Source organism: Butyrivibrio sp. XBB1001, from assembly GCF_000424505.1.
Classification (GTDB): Bacteria; Bacillota; Clostridia; order Lachnospirales; family Lachnospiraceae; genus Butyrivibrio.
Genome location: NZ_AUKA01000006.1, coordinates 27,993 through 49,800 on the forward strand (window position 1 = coordinate 27,993; position 21,808 = coordinate 49,800).

A 21,808-nucleotide genomic window follows, 5' to 3' on the forward strand; every position below is an offset into this window, starting at 1 on the left:
CTTAGAGTTTGAGGTCAGATCAGTGAACATTATCGTAGCTTTTGCCAAGGCAGAAGATGCCAGTAAATTCAAAAGCATATTGCTCCGTGGCGGATTTGAGAGCGTTACTGCTGTCACTTCCGGAATGCAGGCTTTGTCTGCCATGGAGGATCTAGGAAGCGGAGTCATCGTGTGTGGCTACCGCTTAAGTGACATGCTCTATTCTGACCTTTCCTCTGACCTTCCCGGGTACTTTCAAATGCTCATGATTGCCTCCCCGGACAAGGCACCTGTAGGAAACGATAATTCCCGCCTTATTTATCTGCCCACTCCTGTAACAAAAGATAGCCTGTACTCCACCATAAACATGATGATGGAGGATGTACACAGGCTCCGCAAAAAAGCAAAACAGCATCGCCTCGAAAGAAGCGATGCTGATAAACAAACTATAGGTAAGGCAAAAGAAATCCTGATGGACAAGCACCATATGACAGAGCCACAGGCCCACAGGTATCTTCAAAAGCGCTCCATGGAATCAGGCTGTAACCTGGTGGAAGCTGCTGAGATGATCATCTCTCTGGAGAATTACTAGCGTGCCGAGTTTCTCCTAAACTCTGTTGGAGATACTCCTACAACTGCCTTGAAATTCTTCATAAAGTGCTTGCTGTTGTCATAACCAACTTTTGCACCTATATCATTAACTCTTAGCTGGCTCTCAAGAAGGAGCTTTTTGGCCTCAGAAATCCTAAGGTCTCTTACGAAGGATACAAAATTCTGCCCCGTATAGTTCTTGAAAGCTGTGGAAAAGAGCGAATAATTCATAGATACATAATTAGACACAACTGCCATATTTATATCCGTCCGGAAGTTTTTCTTTATGTAATCTACAGCCTGTATCATTTTCTCTGTCTGGGTGTCACCTGTATTTTCCATAAATCTGCTATTTTCCTTGTATACTGCATCCAAAAAGGCATCCCGAAACTCGGAAAGTGAGCCATATAGATAAGGCTTCGAAGCGTCCATAGGGAAGCTTTTCTTGTATACGTTTTCAAACTCCTTTGTAAAAAATGCTAAAGCAGCCTCAAATTCTTTTGCAGGAATCTGCTCTCTGCCTGCAGCGATAAAAAAGCCGTTCCACTCTTTTTCAAGCTGCTCTGTCTTATCTGTGCCTATGAGATGGACTCTTGTACTGACTTGAGCTTTATCGCAAAGTCTTACGCCATTTTCTATAAGCTTTTCAGGAACACTATTTTTTCCCTTTGTTTCATAAACAATTGTCTCTGAAAAAAAAGCTCTGCTCCTCCTGTTCAGTGCCTGTAGGTAAGCCTTTTTTAGGTCTATAGCATCAACGTAGCAATCACTGATCCCAGCTGTAGATACAATTCCATTTTCTTCATCGGATAGCTTTTCTATAAGCAGATCGTATTTTTCTTTTCCCACAATATAAACGTTAGTTCCGCAGGTCTCTGATAGCATAAAACTGTCAGAGAGCTCTTTTTGTATCTCATCTGTGCTGCTGGAAACCACTATATAGTAGCTATCTCCAACCTCTTCTCTTATGTTTTTGCCAAGGGCTTCAAGGGTTTCTGGGCTCTCATCTTTATCTTCAAGCACATATGTGAGGAACTTTTTGCCAAGCTCTCTATTGTTTTTCTGGGTATCCTTTATTTTGGAGATTTCTTCTTCCAGCTTTTCCATAACACTTTTTAGCTTGTCTCTCTCAACAGGCTTTAGGATGTACTCTCTGACTCCGCCTCTCATCATCTCTACTGCATAGGAAAAATCATCATACCCGCTCACTGCAATAGTGATGGGCTTTTTCTCAAGCTCCTGCATGGCATTTACAAGCTCAATTCCGTTCATCTTGGGCATTCTGATATCAGTGAACATCACGTCCACATCCTTTTCCCTCAGAACTTCCATAGCTTTTAAGCCATTGGCGCACTCTATTACTTCCTCGACGGGAACGCCGCACCTCTTTATCATGGTGGATATTCCCTGTCTTATTAACTTTTCATCTTCAACTACAAGTACTGTCCGCATTCAAACCTCTTTTCATAGGAATCTTGACGTAGACCTTGGTGTAGCACCCCTCCATGGCTGCAACCTCAATTCCATATTCATCGCCATATTCCATTCGTATCCTGTCCTGAACGTTCTTAAGTCCAATTCCGTTTCCTGATCCGCCTGCAGTTGGCAGCTCTCCGGATATCTTTTTCCTGAGAATCTCAAGTTCCTCGTCGTTCATTCCACGGCCATTATCTGTGATCTCGATAGTACAAAGATTTCCTTCAGGAATGCCCTTCATGTAAATTGTGGTATCGTCCGCCAGTTCTTCTATTCCGTGAACTATGGCGTTTTCGATTATGGGCTGCAGAGACATCTTGGGGATTCTCTGGCTTAGTATCTCCTCTGGCATGTTCAGAGAAAGATATATCTCATAATCAAATCTTAGATTGATAAGGGCCATGTAGTTTTTGATATATTCTATTTCCTCAGACACAAGCACTGTCTCAGATGTCCATTTCATGCTGTATCTAAGGAGCTTTCCAAGGCTTGTGATAGCATCGGAGATGTCATAGTCCTCTTTTATCTCAGCCATCATCTTGATGGACTCAAGGACATTATAGATAAAGTGTGCATTTATCTGATTCTGAAGGGCCTTTATCTGGGAGTCCTTTACAAGAACTTCTCTGTTTATGTTCTCCTTCATGAGATCATGGATATTATCAAGCATCCTGTTGACCTGGTGGGCAAGTTCGCCCATTTCATCAGTTCTGCCGTCTTCTCTGGTCCTGACTTCCATGTCGCCGCCGCGAACCTTTCTGATGGTTGCGAGAACCTCATAGAATTTTTTGAGGACATGATTGACAACAACATCTATAACAAAGGCCATACCTGCAAGTATTATCAGCATACCTATGATGTAATTGGTCCTGAGCTTATAGACTTCGCTGAGGCTGTCTGATATGTCGTTGACAGAAACCAGTGTTCCCTTCAGTTCCGGAATATACATGCCGGAAATAACACTTTTTTGCTCTTTTTTATAGCTGGTTGTGATCCTTGAAAGTTCCCCTGACTGATCAGGCTCCTTCATGGCAGAAGCAAGCTCTATTGCAATCTCAGCTATGCCATCATCCTCATTACTTCCGTAGATGATCCTGCCTTCATCAGTAACAAAGCAGCTACTCTCGCCGCTTATATCCTCATACATTGACGGGAACATCGTTCTCATGGCCATATTTGCCTCAATAACACCAATTCTGCCATGAAGCTTATCTGACATAGGTGTTATAAGAGCTATCAGAGGCTCTCCCTCAGAGTTTGCAAAAAGATTATCCCGATAATCAAATATCCATCCACCAGTTGAAGCCATGTGCGACCAGCTCTGCTTGTTCATTCTGCTGTGGTTAAAGAGAACCGGCATCATCTCCTGAATGTTGTCATTGACTGCATAGTATCTTACTCCCTTTAAAACAGGGTTGTTATTTATAAGTCTCTCTAAGGCTGCCACGTCATTTCTGTAAATATCTATCCACTGCCTTGTGCTGAACTGGCCGCCTCCTGCAGCACAGATCAGTACGTTGTTCATGGTATCGTTTGATAAAAAGAACTGTGTAGTCATGTTGATTGAATCAATGTTGTTAGCTATGGAGTCCTGGCGCCTTTCCATTGTTGCCTGCATGAAGTTCACGTTTTCTTTTACAGAGGACTGTTCCATATTGTAAAAGACGATTCCTCCAAGGACTGCTATTGGCAACATGACAAAGATAAGCACGATACCGGTAAGCCTGATATTCAGTTTTAGGTCATTTATCTTACTTAAGACCCAGCTTTTCTTTTGCTTTTTCGACATATTGGTATCTCTTTTCCTGAAGCTGCTTGTAACCTAAGGCATTCCTGTCTGCCTTGAATTTCTCAAGAATCTGGTCAAACTCTTCATCACTTTTTGCAAGGAGAAGGCTCTGAAGAGTATCGCTCCACAGCTTTTCAATCCTGGCGTTTGTATAAGCATCCTCTGTATCTGCCGGAAGGATTATGTCATAGACGCCGGTGTAGGTGGCATAAGGATAGGTCCAGTTTTCAAGCTGCTGTGTGGGGCTATCGCTCTTTTGTTTCCACTTAAGCTGCATTACATTGTCCTGGAACATCCAGTAGGCATCGTCTGCTCCGTAGAGGGCGTCATAGGCTGTTCGGTCCGTATTTAGGAGTTTTTGAACCTCGGGCTTTACTACCTCTTTTCCATCTATCACATCGTAGGTTACGCCTTCCACCCCAAGGTATACCATCTTCTGGCCTTCCTCTGAGAGCATGTAATCTATAAACTTTATGGCTCTATCAGGATTCTTGCAGTTCTTGCTGACCATGGTTATTGTCCAGCCGCTTACTGTGTTGGTTGGAAGCACGTGGTCGTCGCCATTTTTGTTCTTTGGACCATCCACAGCGATATAGATACTGTCTGGATTCTTGGCATAGAGGGCCTTCTGCTGAGCGGACATATCCGTATACTGGTACATCATGCAAAAATACCTGCCCTCCTCAATCTTTTCCTCCATCTGAACCCTTTGGTCTATGAAAAGATCTGTAGAAAGATATCCCTGTTCTCCAAGGCGCCTGAACATCTTAAGCCATTCAATGTATTCTGGGTCTGTGTCCCTGTCATAGAGCTGACCATCCTTTTCATAAGGAATAGCCAGAAAATTCTGAAGATATAGGTCAAAAGAAACATTGCCTGTATCGTCAAAGATATGAGCACCTATAGGTAAAAGAGGCTTGCCATCTACCTCCGGAAACATTTCAGCAGCTTTTTTAACAGCAGCTTCAAAACCAGAAATTGTTGTCATATCAGGGCTTCCGATTGCTTCGTAGATGTCCTTCCTTACAAGAAAGGTCTGGTTTGAGCCTATGTTATCGTTATTGGCCACGTCTCCGGGAGTTACGCTTGAGCAGGGGTATCCGTAAATATTTCCATCTGCCTGGGTGTACCAGGACCTGGCCTGAGGGTCAGAAACCTCGTAAAAATAAGCATCATACTGATCTGCCAGTTCATTCAGGGCGTAGACCATATCACCCTGGATCATTTCGTTGACCTGGGGTTCCCACCAGCCAAGAGTAATAAGGTCTGGAAGTGTACCTGCTGCTATAAGAGAATTGAGCTTTTCCTCTTCATTGCCCTGTGGTGTTATGAAGTTAATATCTACCCCTGTTCTGTCAGTGATAGCCTTAGATACAGCGTTATCGCCCCACTTGGTATTAAACCAGGAATAGTTTATATACCAGTCAAAGGTTACCTTATCTGAGTCTGCCACCTGTGCCGAAGGGGAAAGAGCCTTATCATCGAAAGCCGCATTTTGACTGCTGCCACATCCAGTCATGGCAAGAGAAAGTGCCGCTGCAATAGCAATGCTCTTTTTAAATATCTTTTTCATCAAAAAACTATTGCTCCCATAAAAATTCATGAATCTTCGTTTTATTTATTGCAATATAATAGCACACAAAACACTTAAAGGCGACCTAAAAAAAGGTCGCCAGAAAAAGTGTGTGAAACTCTGTATTATTGCGTATTTATTCCTTGACGCTACCAGCTGAGATACTGCTGATAATGTACTTGGAGCAGAAACAAAATACTATGATGATAGGAACTACTGATATTGCTACGCCAAGATAGATAGCACCCTGGTTCTTCTGAAGATCTGTGGCTGCATTAAGAGTCGAGATCATAACTGGAAGCGTCATCTTCTTGGGTGAATTCAAAAGAATGAGTGGAACCAGGTATGAGTTCCAGTTTCCAATGAATGTTCCAATTGACATTGTTGCAATACCAGGAGCCATGATAGGAAGTACAATCCTATGGAATATGTGTATTTCTGAAGCTCCGTCAATTCTGGCTGCTTCCATAAGGGACTTGGAAAGAGTAGCCTTTACGTACTGACGCAGGAAGAATACTATTCCGGGTGAAGCCATGGCTGGTATGATAAGTGGTATATAGGAGTCGATGAGGTGGAGCTTCTGGCACAGGTTGTAGAAACCAATAAGTGAGAGCTGACCTGGGATCATCATGAATACCACGATTATCTTAAAGAGAAAGTTGTTGCCCTTCCACTCGTACATTGCCATTCCAAAGGCTGTAATAGCTGAGAAGTACGCTGTAAGGAGAGTAGCCGGGACTGCAACCTTTAAGCTGTTAAAGAATCCAAGGAAAAGATTCACATAGTCAAAAAGTACTACCCAGTTGTCGTGTAGGCTCTTTCCCGGCATGAATGAAAATGAATGTGTTATTTCAACACCAGATCTGGTGGCGTTGACGATCATGAGGTAAAAAGGAAGGAGGCATGTAAGGGCAAGGCCTATCAGTAATATGTACAATATAGTTTTTTTGATCTTATTAGCCATAGGTCTTAATCCTCCTTTCCACCGATAAACTTAAATTCCATTATGGAAATAAACAAAATTATAAAGAACAGTGTGTATGCTATTGCTGATGCAAAGCCCACCTGACGAGTTTCAAATCCAAACTTATAAAGGTACATTACAACTGTCTGAAGTGTTCCACCTGGTTCACCTGCAGTTGATGGGCCTGTCATAAGGAATGGCAGATCAAAGAGCTGAAGTCCGCCAATAAGTGATGTTACAGCAACATATAAGAGGATTGGGCGCAAAAGAGGAAGCGTAATGCTGCCAAATACTTTCCATCTGCCAGCGCCGTCGATAGCTGCTGCCTCGAAGTAATCATTGGGAATACCCTGAACTCCCGCCATCAGGATGATAAAGGAGTTACCAAACCACATCCATGCCTGAATTACTGATATTACAGCCCATGCTGTTGATCTTTGGCCCATCCAGTTGATCTGCTGGTCAACAATTCCAGTTGCCAGAAGGAGCTGGTTGAAGGTTCCATATTTCCAGTCAAGAAGTGTCTTAAACAGGAATGCTACTGATGTAGCTGCGATCAGGTTTGGCAGGTAATAAACTGCACGGAAGATTGCAAGACCGCGAATCTTGTACTTGATATCACTAAATACAATTGTCAAAAGAAAAGCCAGTCCAAGCTGCAGTACGATATTTAAGGACCACATCTTGACTGTGTTATAAAGTGCCCGCCAGAAGAATTTATCTTTTACCACTCTGATGTAGTTGGCAAGGCCTGTAAATTCCGGGTCTCCGTAGCCCTTATAGGTAGTAAAACTAAGGAATAAGGTTCTGAAAACCGGATAAACACTAAAGATAAGAAAAACAATAACAAACGGGAGTACGAACAGATACGCCGCGTTATTCCTGTTTTTCTTCTTTTTACTTGCTGCTCTCATATTTCCTCCCGAAAAGCTTTTTCTAAGGATATTTGGGGCGCCGTCACCATCTTGTGGATCACACGGCAATGTTAACTCCACAGGAAAGTACAGCGCCCCGTTATTGACTTAATTTATAGAGATTTAGAATTATCTCTCGATCTGAATTTCTGGATATGTTGACTCAATGACATCGTAGAAATCATTGATTGCTGTTTCCTTGTCAGTCTCTCCAGTCTTAACTGCTGTGCAAGCTGCTCCCCAAGCATCGTTAATGATCTTGTCGTAACGTGTTACCTTTGAGTAGTCGATGCCTGCTGCCTGATCCTGCCAGAAGGAATAGAGGTGCTGTCCGCCATATACTGCGTTCTCATCGTCTTTGTGCTTATCAAGAACAGATACAAGTGATACTGTGTCACCTTCTGACTTCTCAATCCACCACTCAGCTGTGTTCTCATCAAGTGTTACCCACTTAAGGAAATCCCAAGCCAGGTCTTTGTGCTCAGACATTGCTGAAATGCCGATGAAAGTGCCCCCTCCAAAACCGTAAGCTGGTCCTGAACATACTCCCCATTTGCCTGATGTTTCACCAACATTGTCGCGGAGTGTGAGTACGCCCCAGCTTGGAAGTCCAAACGCAAAAACTTCAGTTGTATCAAGGTCCTTGGTTGCCTCTGCGAAAGCCTCTGCATCCCAAACATTTACTGAATCATCTGCATAGCTCTGTACTTCTGCTGTAAGGATAGGTACCTCGCCAGCCATAGCCTGATACCATGGTGTTGACCACTGGTTTGCATAAGCTGTAAGGTCATTCTGATAAAGATTTACTACAAGATCCATGTAATCAAGACGTGCCTGGTCAAGGTTGAGCTTGCCATCTACAACCCAAGCTGTGTCGCCAGAGAAATAACCGATCTCTGCGTCAGAAGCGAAAATACGATAGCCACTGTCCTTAAGCTTTTTAGCTGTATCAAGAATTGTTGTGTAATCCTTAAAGAGTTTTCCGATTTCATCTGGATCATCTGTGCCGAATACTGTTTCTGCAATATCTCTTCTGTAGTAGATTCCTGCAGGTGTTATCTGATAAGAGATTGCTCTCTGGATTCCCTCTGAATCCTGTCCTACTTCCCATACGTAATCAACGATCTGGTCTTTATAGTCCTGAGCGTTGTATGGTGCCTGGTTAAGGTCTTCAAAATATCCTGCCTCATAGAAGTCCTCAAGCATCTGAGGCTCACCTACGATGATATCTGGTGTTGTCTGTCCGCCATTAAGTGCTGTCTGTACCTTTGTTACGTAGTCAGCTGGCTCAATAACAACTGTCTCAATCTGTACATCATGATCTTCTACATACTTCTCTGCGAAGGTCTGAAGGTCTTTTGCCAAAGTCCAGATAACAAGCTTCTCACCACTTGTTCCAACTGACTCTGTATTAGTGTTTGCTGCAGGTTCTGCAGTTTCTGTAGTTGTTTCTGCTACTGTCTGCTCGCTGCCATTGCTTCCGCATGCCACCATGGAAAGTGCCATTACACCAGCAAGCGCGCTAGCCATTACTCTTTTGAATTCCATAATGAATCCTCCCTCCAATTACATTGGTTACTTCATATCGGATGCTTCCAGTGCCACCAAGGCACAGGTCCGACGTTCTTTGTTATGAGGTAATTATAGATTTGAGAAAAAAGTAAAAAAATGACACCTTTTTTATTTAGGTGTCATTTTTTGAGTGCATATTTTTTATTTTTAATATGTGTTTCCCGGAATCAGTAGTTATCTTGGATTATTTGCAGGATGCGCATAATCTCTTTATCCAGGCCCAGGCAAGGTCTGACCAGTAGCCTACATCCTCTTTAAGACTCATGTCTATTCCAGATGCTGGCATTTCATTGCCGGAAAAGAACTGCTCTATCAGTTCGTCTCTTCGTTTATCTGATACATTTACGCCCTTTCCTTCCTTTACTGCAAAGGCTGCGCGCATAACCTGTTCCATAGTGTAATCGCCACCAGACCAGCCTTGGAAGAAGGTCTTATTGGCAATTGTAAGGCCGTGGTGTCCCGCAGGGAATACGTAGTGGGCAAATGGTATATTCTTTTTCCTAAGTGCCATGGCAAAAAGGTAGCTGTTCTCTACTGGAACCGCACTGTCCTCCTGGGTCTGCCATAAGAAGCATGGAGGAGTATTTTCTTTTACCTGCTTCTCCAGTGAGAAGTACTCAAGTTCCTCCGCATCAGGGTTATCTCCAAGGAGGGTCCTTACTGAGTCCTTGTGAGTAAACTCTCCTGTTGTGATAACAGGATATGAGAGGATCACGCCATCTGGCCTGTTGAAAATTTCGGCATATTCAGGGTTTGTATCTTTTATATCATCAAAGTGCACTGCTAGAGATCCGCAGACGTGAGCACCTGCTGAAAAGCCCATGATAAAGAGCTTTTCTGGATCTATGTTGTACTTATCTGCATTTTTCCTTATGAATCTGACAGCTCTTGAAATGTCTTCAAGCGGCTGCTTCTTAAGAGGCACAGACATGGTGATGTCTGTTGTGTAGCTAAGAACAAAAACGTTCATTCCGCGGCCAAAGAACTCCATAGCAGGCAACTCTCCCTCGTGGGAGCAGCACATGCAGTAGCCGCCTCCTGGAATAACCAGCATGCAAGGGCGTTTCTCATTATCTTCATGAAGGTAGGCAAATACGTTTGGTGTAAAACCATAGGCTGCAGCGTAGTTGTATTCTCCATCCTGATAGATATCCTCGCGAAATCTCTTTATCTGAGGGCCATTCTGGGGCATGCCCTTAAGAAGATAGTCTTCATCAGAATAGTCTGGCTCCCACTTGTATTGTTCCTTAATATCTGCAAAATCTGAATCGTTATTTGTTTTTTGGTTATCCGCATCGCTAGTATCTTCAAATTTAAGGGCTGCTTCAAGTACCGCATAATAAGCCTCTTTGGCCTGGCATTTTCCCTGGAACAGGAGCGGGTAACTTGTCTCTCTTCTAAAGCCTGTAAGCCAGCTGTCTTCATCTCTAAGATTCCAGAAGGTTACGCTTGTGATGTTGGCCTTACCTGACTTTTTAGCATCAAGGTAGATCTTGAAAAACTCCTTATATCTAAGAGCCAGTGCGTGCATTGACTCATCAATTGGATCAGCGTTGTGCATATCAAGCTCTGTTATATTGAGTTTGAGTCCAAGGGCTCCGTACATTTCTACTGCTGTCTTGTAGTTTCCAAGGTCAGGATGGTCCATTAGAAGGTGAGACTGCATTCCCATGCCATCTACAAGTTTTTTCTCCATAAGGGGCTTTAAAACATGCTCTATTATGTAATCTCTTTTCCAAGGCTCTGCTGCTTCATAGTCGTTGTAGAAAAGATCTACTCCAGGAGCCACATATTTTCTGGCATATTCAAAGGCCTTTATGAAGAAGTCTTCTCCAACGGTCTTGGTCCAGATAGATTTCCTGAAGGCTCCCTCATCCACGATCTCGTTGACCACATCCCAGGCATAGATGATTCCGGGGTAATTAGTCTGTACAAAGTCAAGAACGCCGTGGATGTAGCTTTCAAGCCTTTTTAGAATAGTTTCTCTGTCTGCATAGGGAAAGAGCTCATTGTAGTTCTCACAGAAGAACCACTTAGGGGTCTGATTGTGCCACACAAGGGTGTGACCGCGCATAGCAATGCCGTTTTCCCTGGCAAATTCAAGATATGGAATTGCGTTTTCGAAGGTAAGTGCCGGTGACAGGTTATATTTTTCCGGCTGCTCTTTATTTTTTTCCACATCAAGAAAGTACATAGGCTTCATGTCGTTTTCGCAGGTAAAGCTGTTAAACTGCTCTGTCAGAAGCTTCATGTGAGCGGCTGTATGGAGGTTCCATCTGGAAATAGCTGCTCCAATCTTGAAATATGGTTCATAGACGGTTTTTAAGTTCATGATCATCCTCTCGTTATCCGGTGTAATGTCAATATGAGCAAAAATACTCTTAGTACAATATATTTTTTGCAATTATAATGATACAAAATCAATTTCTGATTCACTACGCATTTATTGCCCGAAATTACTCAAATGCGGCTTTATTGATCTTTACAGTTCACCAATTTTTGCTATGTATTTTCGACATGACTTATTGTGCGTGTGTAATTTGCCTATTTGGAGGTTTATTTACTCTCTTGCAATTCGTAATATAATACTATAATGAGGCGTCGAGAAAATCGCTTACAAGATGCCTTATGATAATTAAAATGCACAATGAAATAGAAATGTGCATAGCAAGGAGATTTCATTATGTTTAGCTTAAGTGAAAGAAAACAAGAAAGACTATATAAACAGGTTATGGAGAATGAGATAGTTTCCCCACAGATGTATAACCTGTATCTGGGCGGTGTTGTTGTCTATGGACTTTTAGTCAATATAATACTTTGTTCTACCTGTACTGAATTTGTTCTTAGTACAAATCCAATATTATTCTACATTGGATATTTTGTCAGCGTATTTGCAGGAACTATGATTTCATCAAAGAGTAACAGTCCTCTTATCAGTTTCCTGGGCTATAACCTGGTAGTTATTCCTGTAGGACTTGTAGTTACATCCGCTGTATATTGGTATGGAGGCCTTAGCTCCTATGTTGTTCTTCAGGCTATAGTTTATACAGCAGGTATTACTTGTATCATGATCTGCTGCAGCATCCTAAAGCCTGAGTTTTTCTCAAAGCTGGGTGGAGTATTATTTGGAAGCCTTATCGGACTTATTATTGTAGAAGTAGTATTTCTTATCCTTGGGGTTTCTCAGTCACTTACAGCTCTTGCAGGCGCTGTACTCTTTTCCCTGTATATCGGGTATGACTACTACAAGGCTCAGCAGTATCCCAAGACTGTGGACAATGCTGTAGACAGCGCCCTTGACATTTACCTTGATATCATAAATCTCTTCCTCAGAATCCTTCGTATCCTTGGAAGCAGATCATCTTCTTCATCATCCAAGAAGAATCATTTCTGATGTGAACCAATGAGCCGCTGGTCAGTATAGTTGACATATTTCAATAATAAATCTGCAATGCAAAGGAAAAGCCCTTGTGGTCGGCAAGAATCCGATCATAAGGGCATTTCTTTTATTATCTTATCTTTTAGACTTATTGAATGCTCAACCTCTTTGGCACTCTTTCTTTATTACAACTGGCCATATAGCAACAACAAAAAACCATAGAATACATCTGGCCACGAAGTTGCCCCAGTGTCCGCCAAGGGCTGCACCAATTGTAGCTGGTGCAATGTACTCTTTCCATGAAAAAGTGATCAAAAAGCCAACGAAGGCAAGAACTGGCAGATTTTTTGAACCAGTTGGAATCTCGTATTTTATATAATGGCGCTCAATAAAGCTACCTGCCAGGAAGCCAGTGAAAGCACCACAGGCCTTAAAGCTGTCATTCATCATCTTTTGAGGATTTACTAAAAGCTCACCATCCACGTAATCCATAGGATATGGCTTCTGGGTGATGTATATCAGAACTCCTATGACTGCGATGACTCCAACTATTGAAAGAATATCAAGTATTTTATCATTGCCATCTATTTTCTTCTGAACAGCTCCAACTATGCAGATTATGATCACAGCTTCTGTAAAGCCTACAATCACGTCCTGTGGAGTATGCACACCCAAGAAATTCCTGGAAAAGCCTGTCAAAGCTATCATTACTGCACAGATTACCGCAAGATACGTGCGCTTTTTCCTCTGCCAGGCAAAGGTTGTGCCATAAGTGCATGTGGCGCTCATAGTGTGTCCACTGGGAAAAGAATACCCTGTCGCCGCCACCTTGGAATCTCCCGCAGGTTCAATAAGTTCAGACCTTATCCATGGGCGATATGCACAAACTGTCAGCTTGATAACTCCATTTACCAATTCTCCAACGCCTAGAGTTGTAAGAAAACGATAGCCCCATTTCTTGTCCACACACCAGAAGATGATAAATGGCAAAAATGGCATAATATCTACTGCAATCTTGGAAATGCCATTGAAGAACTCATCAAATATGCCCCCTGTTGCATTTCTGATCTCCTGCAGCCACAACAAATACTGAATATCAAACATTTTTAATTCCCCTCTCATCGTATACTTTTAATCAACATATAGATTATAACTCAATTAAAAATACCGAAATGGGAATTTTTTATAAATTATTCAGTAGTTTATTGCTCTCCTACATATTCGAAGCTGATCCCATTATCATGAGATACATATAGTCCTGAAGGGTGTTTGCCCAGTTCTTCACTGTAATAATCCCCAGACCAGGCACTCTGCCCTACTAACATAAAGAGATCACCATCTTCTGCCCACACTTTTTTAGGAATCACAAAGGGATTGTAAATTGAACCATCAGCAAGGGTAACCCTGGCAGAAGGGAAGTTAATCTGGGTAAAAGACCTGCCTCCATCATCTGTCCTGTACAAAAAGGCGTCATCTCCACCATTATATGAAAGACAGGCAAATCCTAGCTCTGTATCGTCAATAAAGGTAATCCACTTAGCTTCTCCACCACTTCCATTAAAAGGATCCCTATTTACCAGGGCTACACTGTTTCTACCTTCTTTATAAGAGATCAGGACATAGTAACTACTACCTGCTGCCCTGTCAGTTGCAACCAGTTCATAAGTAATGCCATCTTGAGTTTTATAGGTGCAGCCTTGGCTGTAGGATGAAAAGTCCTCTGCCTGGCCTTCAGAATTCTCTTCTGCCTGAGAGTTTTCCACATTCTTGGGTCTGGTAAGCTCTTTATCCACAAAATCATAGAGTCCACCGTAGAGGATTTCTCTGTCATAGCCATTACTGATATACTGTGCAAGATTAAAGGTAACTGTATCAGGATACATATAAATAAGGATTTCCTGATATAGCCAGGGTGCTTCCTCATATGAAACCTCTTTTAATGAGCTTTCTATCCAGTCGCAGATATCACCACAAAACTTGGTCATATCCTGCATACCGTTTTCATCCAGTATCGGAACTGATACTATGCCAATTGTGTTATCAGCACAGTCATTTTCTTCCCAGTAAAGTCCCCTTTGTATCTTATCTGGAAAGGTTTCTTCCGCCACATCCTTAAACGCATAAAGGAGTTTGTATTCATAGAGCTTCTGTCTTGCAGTTTCAGTATCTTCCGCTTCCTGGCTCGCCTCTTCTGCAGCTTGATCCGCTGTAAGCTTATTGGATTCATTTACTTCAGAAAAAGAACATGCTGACAAAGCCAGCGTGCCTAGTAAAACCCCCAGTAAAACCTTTGTTTTCATAATCAACTCACTCCATAGAAAAGACTGTAAAGCCACATACCATGCACATTACAGTCTTTATACTTCAAATAGTTTTATTCTTTCATTTATAATATTCTATCATATTACCCTTCACGACAAGAGTGCTGCTAGTTATGGAGCTATAATTATCTCCTCAGCCATATCAAAGAGCTCATCCTCTGTCATATCCAGATCAAACCCTAGCAGACAATACGATATTCCATTTATTTCAAAATTCACGGAACTGCAATAATCTGTGTATCGTTCGTCGCTTCCAACGCTAATGGAGAAGTTTCTTTCGTTTGCTTCTCTTTCAAGCTCTTCCTTACTAGGTTCCTCATCCACAGGGAGATTTAGACACTCTGTATAGTTATAGTACACGGTAATTCCATCAATATCCCTGACTGTTGTATCTCCTTCATGGGGATCATCATACATTTCTGCCGGATCAGCACTGAGGCTTATCCAAGGACATCCCTCTTTTACATAGGTTATGTCAATACCTTTAAAATGTCTAAGATCATTGCCATCTTCATCCTGAGTCTTTGCTTCCTCAACCTCCATACAATCAAATGTATAACCATTACTAAAGGCTTCAACAGCTGTGATATCAAGCTCAGCTTTTTTCTCAATTTTAGCTAAATCTTCAAAACTACTGGTCCTGGTGTCTATCCTATTCCAGCTGACTATTCCTGCCGCTTCTCCTGCAGCAAATGCAGTAACACTAAATAGTGTCAGACATGCTGCAACTGCTATTCCTAACTTTCTAATATCAATTTTTCCCTTCATACGACCTCCATTTGCACTTCCACCATTCATTAACTGGCGGATCATATGCTCTTTTTCATAATCAGAAAATTTGATATTCTCCATGGACTTTTTGTAGTTTTCTATATTTCCACTCTTCATAACGCCTGCTCACCTACCTTATAAATTCTGGCATATTCATCTGACAGTGTATCCTTTAGAATCTTCCTGCCTCTTGATAGATACTTGGAAACTGCCGTTTTTCTTTTACCCATGATATCTGCAATTTCTTCTGTGCTGTATTCCTCATAGTAATACAGATATATAGCAGTCCTATAATTAACCGGCAATCTGGCAATTTCCTCAAGTATTTCAGAGTTCTGCACCTGCTGTGCTTCCTTTTCAGAAGCTTCGTCCAGTGGTACAGTTTTCCTGAAAAATGCATTCTTCCTGAGGTCATGACAGGCATTGATCGTTGTTCGTATCATCCAAGCCTTTTCATGTTCTCTACTATCAAAAGAAATACTACTTGTCATATACTTTAAGAAAACTGTCTGGCATATATCTTCGCTGTCATAGGTCTGCTGGAGATAGTTGTAGCTGATTCGTTTTATCATATCTGAGTATTCATCTACAACACGCCTAACTTTCTGTTCATCCATGTGTGAATATTCTCACTTTCTGTTTCTTTTAGAAGGCCTTCTAATAATAATACGATTCAGCTTAAAGAAAATGGACACTAAGAAAATATTTAATTATCAAAATGCAATCAGCAAGTGCCCAGGCACAGACTTCTCCAAAATAAATGCCATAGTATCCAATGAAGCGTGTTAAAAGAATCGCACAGGCAACCCTCATTATCAGCTGCGCAAAGCTTGAAAGCATTGGAATTATGCTGTTTCCCATTCCCTGCAATGCTGATCTTACAATATACAAAATATAGAGAAGCGGAAAAAATACAGCCAGCACTTGCAGATACTGGTATCCATATGAAAATACCGTGTCGTTTGCAGTTCCTTTATCTATGAACAGTTTCATCAAAGGCTGTCCAAAAATAATCATCACAGCAGAGCAAAGAAGAGCCGTTATGATGCCAAGGGGTACACTTACTCTTACTCCGCTGCGAACACGCTGGTAATCTTTTGCCCCCATATTTTGTGAAACATAGGCAACTACAGCTAAACCGTAAGAAGATGCTGCAATCTCAAGAAGTACATATATTTTTCCTGCTATGGTATATCCGGTGAGAAAAGAGAGCTCATACTGATTGATCCTATTGATGACGATAAGGCCACCTATTGCAGTGATCACACTCTGAAGAGCCATTGGAAGGCCTATTGTCATCAGCTCTTTTACCACAATAAACTCACTTTTTAATTTGAAACTCTTTTCGGAAGTCGCATTGGTAATACTCTGCCTGTTTTTATAAACGTTATAGCCGCAGATGAGCATAACAAGGCATTCTGAAAGGATTGTGCCAAGAGCGGCTCCTCCAATACCAATATTCAGAGCGCTTACAAACAGTATATCCAAAACAATGTTACACAGTGAAGAAACAGTCATAGCCATAAGATGAATTTTGCTATTTCCTCTGCTCCTTAAAACTGTGGCAAAAAGCTGATAAAAAATCAGAAAGGGAAGCCCTGCAAAGATGATGTCTACATAGGTTTTAGCAAAAGAGAACACCTCTTCCTTGGTATCAAGTATTCTAAGTACAAAGCCGGAAGTGCTCAGTAGAATCGCCACTAGAGATATGGCTAAAATAAGACAGATAGCCTTAGCCTTTTTGTAGTACTGCGAAAAAGCAGCTTCGTCTTTTTCCCCATACTTATTCCCCAATAAAACTGAAAATCCCTGGATCAAGCCTATTACAAATCCATTTACCAAAAATATATACCAATCTGTTCCGCCAATAGCTGATAGTCCCTTGGCGCCAACTTTCTGGCCTATTATGATACTGTCTACAATAATGTAGAGCTGCTGAAAAACATTCCCAACTATCAATGAAAGAGCAAAACTCAAGATCAATGATAATGGTTTCCCCTTAGTCAGATCCCTATCTTCATTCATACACCTTCTCCATTTACCCCACAAATAGTCTCTTTTAATCGATTAAGGCATGTGCCCTTCCCCAAGAACACATGCCTTAATCTTATCACAGCGATATCGAAGATTCTATTAATATCCATTTGTTGATTGCTTAGCTCTTCGTAATCTCTATTTTCCCTAATCTGATTCTTCCACGAATATCTATATCCACATGCTGGGAATAAGCAGCTTTATATTTATATATACTCATTACTATCCCAAGAAAAGCGTATGAAATTAGGAGATTACTGCCACCAGAGGAAATAAATGGAAAGAAGGATGAAAAATATGGTGTTACACCAAATCCAGCGCACATATTGGCAATAGCATTTACAGCCAGCGCCATCATGCATCCGCTTCCCATAACAATTCCCAGTTGGTTCTTGGCTTTTGAAGAGATTACAAACCCTGCTACTATAACTGCAGCTACTACTGTGATCACAGCTATTAACACGGCATCTCCCCAGGTTGCCAATATGTAAGTCAAAATATAATAGCTGTCAGGATTGGGCAACACTCCAACCCCTTTGCCCCTATATTATATGCAAAAAGCTCCTGTGCTTAACAACAGAAGCTTTTGACACTTGATTATTATTATCGTATTTTCCGTCACCAACGTTTCATGTTCTTTTGAAACTTGTTGGTGTATATCTCTTTTAACTCCTCTGCAGTTATTCCATAGCAAAGAAGCACATCGTTATAGTACATTAAGACATCTGCAAGCTCTTCTATCAGATGCTCACGCTCAGGGTGGTCTGCATTTGAAGCCTCTGGGCCATGCTTTTTAACTATATCAATTACTTCCCCAACTTCACCAATCATCCACAATAGCTTGTTCTTTCCAACCTCAGGAGATATCCCTTCCCACTTGTCTTTGTATCTCTCCTGTAAAGCTCTTTGCATATCTAGCATTTCATTAATTCCAAAATCCGACATTGCTTTTCCCCTTAATAGTTTCTTGTAAGTAAAATCACTTCTCCATTACTATAGTTCACTCGCTCTTTATCTGCTTTGAAGCCAGCATTCTTCATCATTCTAATCAAAGTGTGCATAAAGAAGCCATGTGTGACTATAGCACAATCCTCATTACGCTCTATTATCATGTTCACAAACTGCTCTGCTCTCTTAGAAGTCTGTTTCCGGACTTCAGGCTGTCTTTTATTTCCGATTAGCCACTGCAGCCTTCCTAGAAAATTCCAAACGCCCAACGGCAAACGTATTGCTATATCAAATCCTGAATGAAGCGGAACCTCATTTAGCAGTGATGTCCTATCGAAATCCGCTTCTCCAAATATCTTTTCAGCAGTCTGCCGAGTCCTGTCCAAATCGCTAATATAAACTTTTTGAATATCATCGTTCACTGTATCTACAGATGCCTTATCAATTGGAGCTTTGTCATATAACGCACACTGCTCATCAAACTCAGCAGATGTGCACCACTTTTTCCAATCATGAAGCACTTTTCCATGCCTTATTACATATACTCTCATTTAATCGCTACCGTGCAGTTATCACCCTCAACAACTAGTCTTAACAAAAATAGTTCTACTTATCTGCCTTATGTGTATATTACCTTTCTAAGCGCAGGTCCACAGAATTCGTGTGGGCAAAGCTTAAAGCCTTGTTTTACATAGAATTCTTCTTTTCCTTTTTCTGCCAGCAGTTGTACACTTATTCTCGCTCCTTCAGGCGCATCTTTTTGAATAAGCTCAAGTAATTTACTAATTATAGTTGAGCCAATCTTTTTTCCTTGAAATTCAGGTCTTACTACAACGTCCACAATAGTGTAGTACATGCCATCTCCAACTGCTCTTCCCATTGCTATAGGCTTATCTTCATCCTTTACCAATATAAAAAACGCACTTTTATTTATGGCTTTCTGTGCCTGTTCTGGACAGAAATTATTCTTCCAATCAACAGATTTACGAAGTTCAAAATAAGTATCTAAATCCGGTATTGTTTCGTAATAAACTATTTCCATCTTTTTTCTCCCATCAAGTATTAGTTCATTATTTTGTTTTTACCTTTGATAATGCCAATTTCCCACAACTCCCTGTACAATTTATAATTTTAAAACTGCTATTATTTCTTCTCCGTCCATTTCCCCAGTTTCTTCAAACCCGAAAGATTCATAAAGATCTTTTGCCACTTTGTTCTCCGGTTCATATGAAAGCCAACAGTATTCAGCCTTTCCACATGGAAATGTCCTAATAAATTCGAGCACAAGTTCTATAGCTTTTCTGCCATAGCCCTTTTGCTGATATCTCTTATCTATCATCAGCCGCCAAAGATTATAGTTGTTGTCTGCTATTTGTGGCGCATCATCCCAGTAATCATCTTTGTCATATCCGATCATGACAAATCCAACCAGAATATCCTCATCATAGATGCCAAAAGGGAAAGCATAACCATTATTTGTGATGGTTGTATAAGCCTCAATGATACTAACGTCATTAGAAGCAACAAATTCTCTCTGGTCGTCATTAACTGATAGTTTTAAAATATCCCAGACATTTTTACCATTTATCTTCTCAAGTCTTAACATATAGTCTCTTCCTTCTTACTAATTTCCCAGTAGTATAGTTATAGCTTTTTCAACATCTTTTGTAGTAAGACCAACCTCAGCATCTGTCTTTACCTGATGTTTTTCAATCTCACTATTATGAAGTTCAAGATCATCAAGTACTACCCAATTCGCAGAGGGATTATCTTTTAACCACAAAAGTATTTCATCAGCTTTAACCAGGCTAAACTTCTTGGTCTTTCTTATCTCTTCCGTAGTTAAGTCTGGTGTTACTCCTGCAATCGTAATGCCTGCTTCCTTCATTGTGTTAGCCAAAAAATCTGCTTCTGTCCTTAATGGTTTCATCGTTTCATCAAACCAAAATCTCCAGCCAGAATGAAGAATTATCTTAGCATTAGTTCTTTTCACAAGGCTTCCAAGTAACTTTACAGCCTCAGAATCAATATATTTGCCATTACTAATCTCATGTTGATGTTCGTTGTCCCAAAACTTCGAATTAAGGACTCCATCCACATCAAGGAATATTACATTGCTCATAATACAATCCCTTACTAACGTTTTTATGAAAAAAATTCCTGTCACCATTATTGTGCATGCCCATAAATAGGCATTTTCAGTCGTTTATAAATTCATCTGCTTCTAACAGTATTCTTCTTGGATCCTCATATTCCAACAGATGTAATGCATCTTCAAGTTTCAATCTTTTGATAGTTTTCACTTCTTGTGGTCTTACAATCCTAGGCTCCTGATTTTTATTTTCTGCAAGAAAGTACACAATCTGCCTCTTTATGGTTGGTCTCTCGGCAGGTACATATTCACTAACTTTTCTAAAACCTGATATCAATTTGAGATCAAGTCCCGTTTCTTCCAAAATCTCTCGAATTGCTGTTTGTTCCTCAGATTCACCAATTTCAATATGGCCTTTCGGAAAACTATAAAATCCAGACGTTTCCTCAACTAAAAAGTATTCTGTGTGACCATCTATTATCGAATAAACTACAGCACCACATGATTTTTCCGGAATTATTTTGGATTCTTGCAAAAATCTAATGCACTTTTCATCAAAAGAACCTGCAAGAACTGAAAGCTCATCTAATGAGCAGTCATTAAAGTACTTGCCGTTGGCAGGACAAATCGTTACAACATCAAGCGGATTACCTCTATGCTGCCTATTAGGATTGGGTTCACATGTGATTGTGAGATCATCATCCGGAATTTCTGCTGTATATTCTTGCCCATCCACCATCAGAACCAAACCGGTAATATAGCGTGCATTCAGCTTCCCGCCATATCTCGCAGCCAGATTACAGTAATGCTCAATCATTTCATCTTCCGATAATGTCTTACCTTGTACCCTGCGTACAAATAATCCTGGCTGCGCATCTGCAGGAATATCATCTACATAGAGCCCTGAATCTGCTGCTAATGTCGGAAGTCCTGTTTTTTCATAATACGCCATTGCCTTTAATCTGGCATTCTCTATAGGAGTACTGCCTGATTCATCGACATCTATATGAATTCCCAGGTCTTTAGGAGTAATAATCTCTACATCATATCCCGTGAGCCTGTATCTCATATTACATATTTTGGATTCATTCCCTGTAGCATATAACAATTGCATATTTCAAATACCTTTCTCACAAGCTCTAATTATATTTCGAAATAACATTTAAAAGTGTTTCAACATTAGTAGCTACTTCTTCCTCTGTCCTCTGAACACTGTATTCATATTTATCATCTGTCTTCGGGAAATAATAATCTTCGATATCTCTGAATTCATAATGAAGCTGCCCTGCCAATGCTCTCCCCAAAGTACTTTTACCAGCTCCATTTAAACCACAAATAATGATACGCATAGTCTTTTTACTCCCCAAATATACTCAATACGTTTCTTTATTGTACGAAAAAAGAG

At 40.9% G+C, this 21,808-nt stretch carries 22 protein-coding genes; 2 read left to right on the plus strand and 20 right to left on the minus strand.

From position 1 onward, the window contains the following. The first annotated feature begins 22 nt into the window (after positions 1 to 22). Complete coding sequence (locus G631_RS0106585) at positions 23 to 571, plus strand: ANTAR domain-containing response regulator (RefSeq protein ID WP_035789455.1); 549 nt, start codon at positions 23 to 25, stop codon at positions 569 to 571. Here the strand turns inward: G631_RS0106585 and G631_RS0106590 are convergent. The 7 genes from G631_RS0106590 to G631_RS20645 form a co-directional block, all read right to left on the minus strand. Beyond that, positions 568 to 2,022, minus strand: coding sequence for a response regulator transcription factor (locus tag G631_RS0106590; RefSeq protein WP_026488777.1), 1,455 nt, complete (start codon positions 2,020 to 2,022; stop codon positions 568 to 570). The two genes, G631_RS0106585 and G631_RS0106590, sit on opposite strands and share 4 nt — an antisense overlap. Next, on the minus strand, positions 2,000 to 3,835 hold the full coding sequence (locus G631_RS0106595) for a sensor histidine kinase (RefSeq protein WP_026488778.1): 1,836 nt from the start codon (positions 3,833 to 3,835) through the stop codon (positions 2,000 to 2,002). Before G631_RS0106595 ends, G631_RS0106590 begins: the two co-directional genes overlap by 23 nt. Next, positions 3,798 to 5,408, minus strand: coding sequence for an extracellular solute-binding protein (locus G631_RS0106600; RefSeq protein ID WP_026488779.1), 1,611 nt, complete (start codon positions 5,406 to 5,408; stop codon positions 3,798 to 3,800). Before G631_RS0106600 ends, G631_RS0106595 begins: the two co-directional genes overlap by 38 nt. A 136-nt stretch (positions 5,409 to 5,544) precedes the next feature. Beyond that, the gene (locus G631_RS0106605) at positions 5,545 to 6,372 is read right to left on the minus strand and encodes a carbohydrate ABC transporter permease (protein ID WP_026488780.1); all 828 of its coding nucleotides are present in this window, start codon (positions 6,370 to 6,372) and stop codon (positions 5,545 to 5,547) included. Positions 6,373 to 6,377: 5 nt separating this feature from the next. After that, the gene (locus G631_RS0106610) at positions 6,378 to 7,286 is read right to left on the minus strand and encodes a carbohydrate ABC transporter permease (RefSeq protein ID WP_026488781.1); all 909 of its coding nucleotides are present in this window, start codon (positions 7,284 to 7,286) and stop codon (positions 6,378 to 6,380) included. Positions 7,287 to 7,415: 129 nt separating this feature from the next. After that, positions 7,416 to 8,834, minus strand: a complete 1,419-nt coding sequence (locus G631_RS0106615) for an ABC transporter substrate-binding protein (RefSeq protein ID WP_026488782.1) — start codon at positions 8,832 to 8,834, stop codon at positions 7,416 to 7,418. A 208-nt stretch (positions 8,835 to 9,042) separates the two neighbouring features. Then, a complete protein-coding gene (locus tag G631_RS20645) occupies positions 9,043 to 11,190 on the minus strand; it encodes an endo-1,4-beta-xylanase (RefSeq protein WP_196803831.1) in 2,148 nt (715 codons plus the stop codon). A gap of 351 nt (positions 11,191 to 11,541) precedes the next feature. Between G631_RS20645 and G631_RS0106625 the strand changes: the two genes are divergently transcribed. Then, complete coding sequence (locus G631_RS0106625) at positions 11,542 to 12,252, plus strand: Bax inhibitor-1 family protein (protein ID WP_026488784.1); 711 nt, start codon at positions 11,542 to 11,544, stop codon at positions 12,250 to 12,252. A gap of 144 nt (positions 12,253 to 12,396) precedes the next feature. Here G631_RS0106625 and G631_RS0106630 read toward each other — a convergent pair whose 3' ends face one another. From G631_RS0106630 to G631_RS0106695, 13 genes are all read right to left on the minus strand, one after another. Further along, positions 12,397 to 13,341, minus strand: coding sequence for a phosphatase PAP2 family protein (locus G631_RS0106630; protein ID WP_035789457.1), 945 nt, complete (start codon positions 13,339 to 13,341; stop codon positions 12,397 to 12,399). Between the two features lie 98 nt (positions 13,342 to 13,439). Continuing rightward, positions 13,440 to 14,537 carry a hypothetical protein gene (locus G631_RS20090; protein ID WP_026488786.1) on the minus strand — a complete coding sequence of 366 codons (1,098 nt, stop codon included), beginning with the start codon at positions 14,535 to 14,537 and terminating at the stop codon, positions 13,440 to 13,442. A 132-nt stretch (positions 14,538 to 14,669) separates the two neighbouring features. Next, a complete protein-coding gene (locus G631_RS0106640) occupies positions 14,670 to 15,446 on the minus strand; it encodes a DUF4179 domain-containing protein (protein ID WP_026488787.1) in 777 nt (258 codons plus the stop codon). Continuing rightward, complete coding sequence (locus G631_RS0106645) at positions 15,443 to 15,946, minus strand: RNA polymerase sigma factor (RefSeq protein ID WP_026488788.1); 504 nt, start codon at positions 15,944 to 15,946, stop codon at positions 15,443 to 15,445. The genes G631_RS0106640 and G631_RS0106645 overlap by 4 nt, the downstream gene beginning before the upstream one ends. 61 nt (positions 15,947 to 16,007) lie before the next feature. Next, positions 16,008 to 17,354 carry an MATE family efflux transporter gene (locus tag G631_RS0106650; RefSeq protein ID WP_026488789.1) on the minus strand — a complete coding sequence of 449 codons (1,347 nt, stop codon included), beginning with the start codon at positions 17,352 to 17,354 and terminating at the stop codon, positions 16,008 to 16,010. Positions 17,355 to 17,484: 130 nt separating this feature from the next. Further along, the gene (locus G631_RS0106655; RefSeq protein WP_081671268.1) at positions 17,485 to 17,889 is read right to left on the minus strand and encodes an FtsW/RodA/SpoVE family cell cycle protein; all 405 of its coding nucleotides are present in this window, start codon (positions 17,887 to 17,889) and stop codon (positions 17,485 to 17,487) included. 92 nt (positions 17,890 to 17,981) lie between these two features. After that, positions 17,982 to 18,308 (minus strand): MazG nucleotide pyrophosphohydrolase domain-containing protein, encoded by a 327-nt coding sequence (locus tag G631_RS0106660; protein WP_026488791.1) that lies wholly within the window; start codon positions 18,306 to 18,308, stop codon positions 17,982 to 17,984. An 11-nt stretch (positions 18,309 to 18,319) separates the two neighbouring features. Further along, the gene (locus tag G631_RS0106665) at positions 18,320 to 18,862 is read right to left on the minus strand and encodes a phosphoglycerate mutase family protein (RefSeq protein ID WP_026488792.1); all 543 of its coding nucleotides are present in this window, start codon (positions 18,860 to 18,862) and stop codon (positions 18,320 to 18,322) included. Positions 18,863 to 18,930: 68 nt separating this feature from the next. Next, positions 18,931 to 19,353: a GNAT family N-acetyltransferase gene (locus G631_RS0106670; protein ID WP_051196954.1), complete on the minus strand. Its 423-nt coding sequence runs from the start codon at positions 19,351 to 19,353 to the stop codon at positions 18,931 to 18,933. An 81-nt stretch (positions 19,354 to 19,434) separates the two neighbouring features. Continuing rightward, entirely contained in the window at positions 19,435 to 19,917 is a 483-nt protein-coding gene (locus tag G631_RS0106675; RefSeq protein ID WP_026488794.1) for a GNAT family N-acetyltransferase, read from the minus strand. Between the two features lie 18 nt (positions 19,918 to 19,935). Further along, a complete protein-coding gene (locus G631_RS20095) occupies positions 19,936 to 20,433 on the minus strand; it encodes an HAD domain-containing protein (RefSeq protein ID WP_026488795.1) in 498 nt (165 codons plus the stop codon). A 76-nt stretch (positions 20,434 to 20,509) separates the two neighbouring features. Continuing rightward, positions 20,510 to 21,517 (minus strand): non-canonical purine NTP pyrophosphatase, encoded by a 1,008-nt coding sequence (locus tag G631_RS20100; protein WP_081671269.1) that lies wholly within the window; start codon positions 21,515 to 21,517, stop codon positions 20,510 to 20,512. Positions 21,518 to 21,542: 25 nt separating this feature from the next. Beyond that, on the minus strand, positions 21,543 to 21,752 hold the full coding sequence (locus tag G631_RS0106695; protein WP_026488796.1) for an AAA family ATPase: 210 nt from the start codon (positions 21,750 to 21,752) through the stop codon (positions 21,543 to 21,545). Between the last annotated feature and the right edge of the window lie 56 nt (positions 21,753 to 21,808).

Excerpts from the sequence above, each read along its gene's own strand:
- G631_RS0106590 (WP_026488777.1), bottom strand. The coding sequence starts at position 2,022 with ATGCGGACAGTACTTGTAGTTGAAGATGAAAAGTTAATAAGACAGGGA.
- G631_RS0106595 (WP_026488778.1), bottom strand. The coding sequence starts at position 3,835 with ATGTCGAAAAAGCAAAAGAAAAGCTGGGTCTTAAGTAAGATAAATGAC.
- G631_RS0106600 (WP_026488779.1), bottom strand. The coding sequence starts at position 5,408 with ATGAAAAAGATATTTAAAAAGAGCATTGCTATTGCAGCGGCACTTTCT.
- G631_RS0106605 (WP_026488780.1), bottom strand. The coding sequence starts at position 6,372 with ATGGCTAATAAGATCAAAAAAACTATATTGTACATATTACTGATAGGC.
- G631_RS0106610 (WP_026488781.1), bottom strand. The coding sequence starts at position 7,286 with ATGAGAGCAGCAAGTAAAAAGAAGAAAAACAGGAATAACGCGGCGTAT.
- G631_RS0106615 (WP_026488782.1), bottom strand. The coding sequence starts at position 8,834 with ATGGAATTCAAAAGAGTAATGGCTAGCGCGCTTGCTGGTGTAATGGCA.
- G631_RS20645 (WP_196803831.1), bottom strand. The coding sequence starts at position 11,190 with ATGAACTTAAAAACCGTCTATGAACCATATTTCAAGATTGGAGCAGCT.
- G631_RS0106625 (WP_026488784.1), top strand. The coding sequence starts at position 11,542 with ATGTTTAGCTTAAGTGAAAGAAAACAAGAAAGACTATATAAACAGGTT.
- G631_RS0106630 (WP_035789457.1), bottom strand. The coding sequence starts at position 13,341 with ATGTTTGATATTCAGTATTTGTTGTGGCTGCAGGAGATCAGAAATGCA.
- G631_RS20090 (WP_026488786.1), bottom strand. The coding sequence starts at position 14,537 with ATGAAAACAAAGGTTTTACTGGGGGTTTTACTAGGCACGCTGGCTTTG.
- G631_RS0106640 (WP_026488787.1), bottom strand. The coding sequence starts at position 15,446 with ATGAAGAGTGGAAATATAGAAAACTACAAAAAGTCCATGGAGAATATC.
- G631_RS0106645 (WP_026488788.1), bottom strand. The coding sequence starts at position 15,946 with ATGGATGAACAGAAAGTTAGGCGTGTTGTAGATGAATACTCAGATATG.
- G631_RS0106650 (WP_026488789.1), bottom strand. The coding sequence starts at position 17,354 with ATGAATGAAGATAGGGATCTGACTAAGGGGAAACCATTATCATTGATC.
- G631_RS0106660 (WP_026488791.1), bottom strand. The coding sequence starts at position 18,308 with ATGTCGGATTTTGGAATTAATGAAATGCTAGATATGCAAAGAGCTTTA.
- G631_RS0106665 (WP_026488792.1), bottom strand. The coding sequence starts at position 18,862 with ATGAGAGTATATGTAATAAGGCATGGAAAAGTGCTTCATGATTGGAAA.
- G631_RS0106670 (WP_051196954.1), bottom strand. The coding sequence starts at position 19,353 with ATGGAAATAGTTTATTACGAAACAATACCGGATTTAGATACTTATTTT.
- G631_RS0106675 (WP_026488794.1), bottom strand. The coding sequence starts at position 19,917 with ATGTTAAGACTTGAGAAGATAAATGGTAAAAATGTCTGGGATATTTTA.
- G631_RS20095 (WP_026488795.1), bottom strand. The coding sequence starts at position 20,433 with ATGAGCAATGTAATATTCCTTGATGTGGATGGAGTCCTTAATTCGAAG.
- G631_RS20100 (WP_081671269.1), bottom strand. The coding sequence starts at position 21,517 with ATGCAATTGTTATATGCTACAGGGAATGAATCCAAAATATGTAATATG.
- G631_RS0106695 (WP_026488796.1), bottom strand. The coding sequence starts at position 21,752 with ATGCGTATCATTATTTGTGGTTTAAATGGAGCTGGTAAAAGTACTTTG.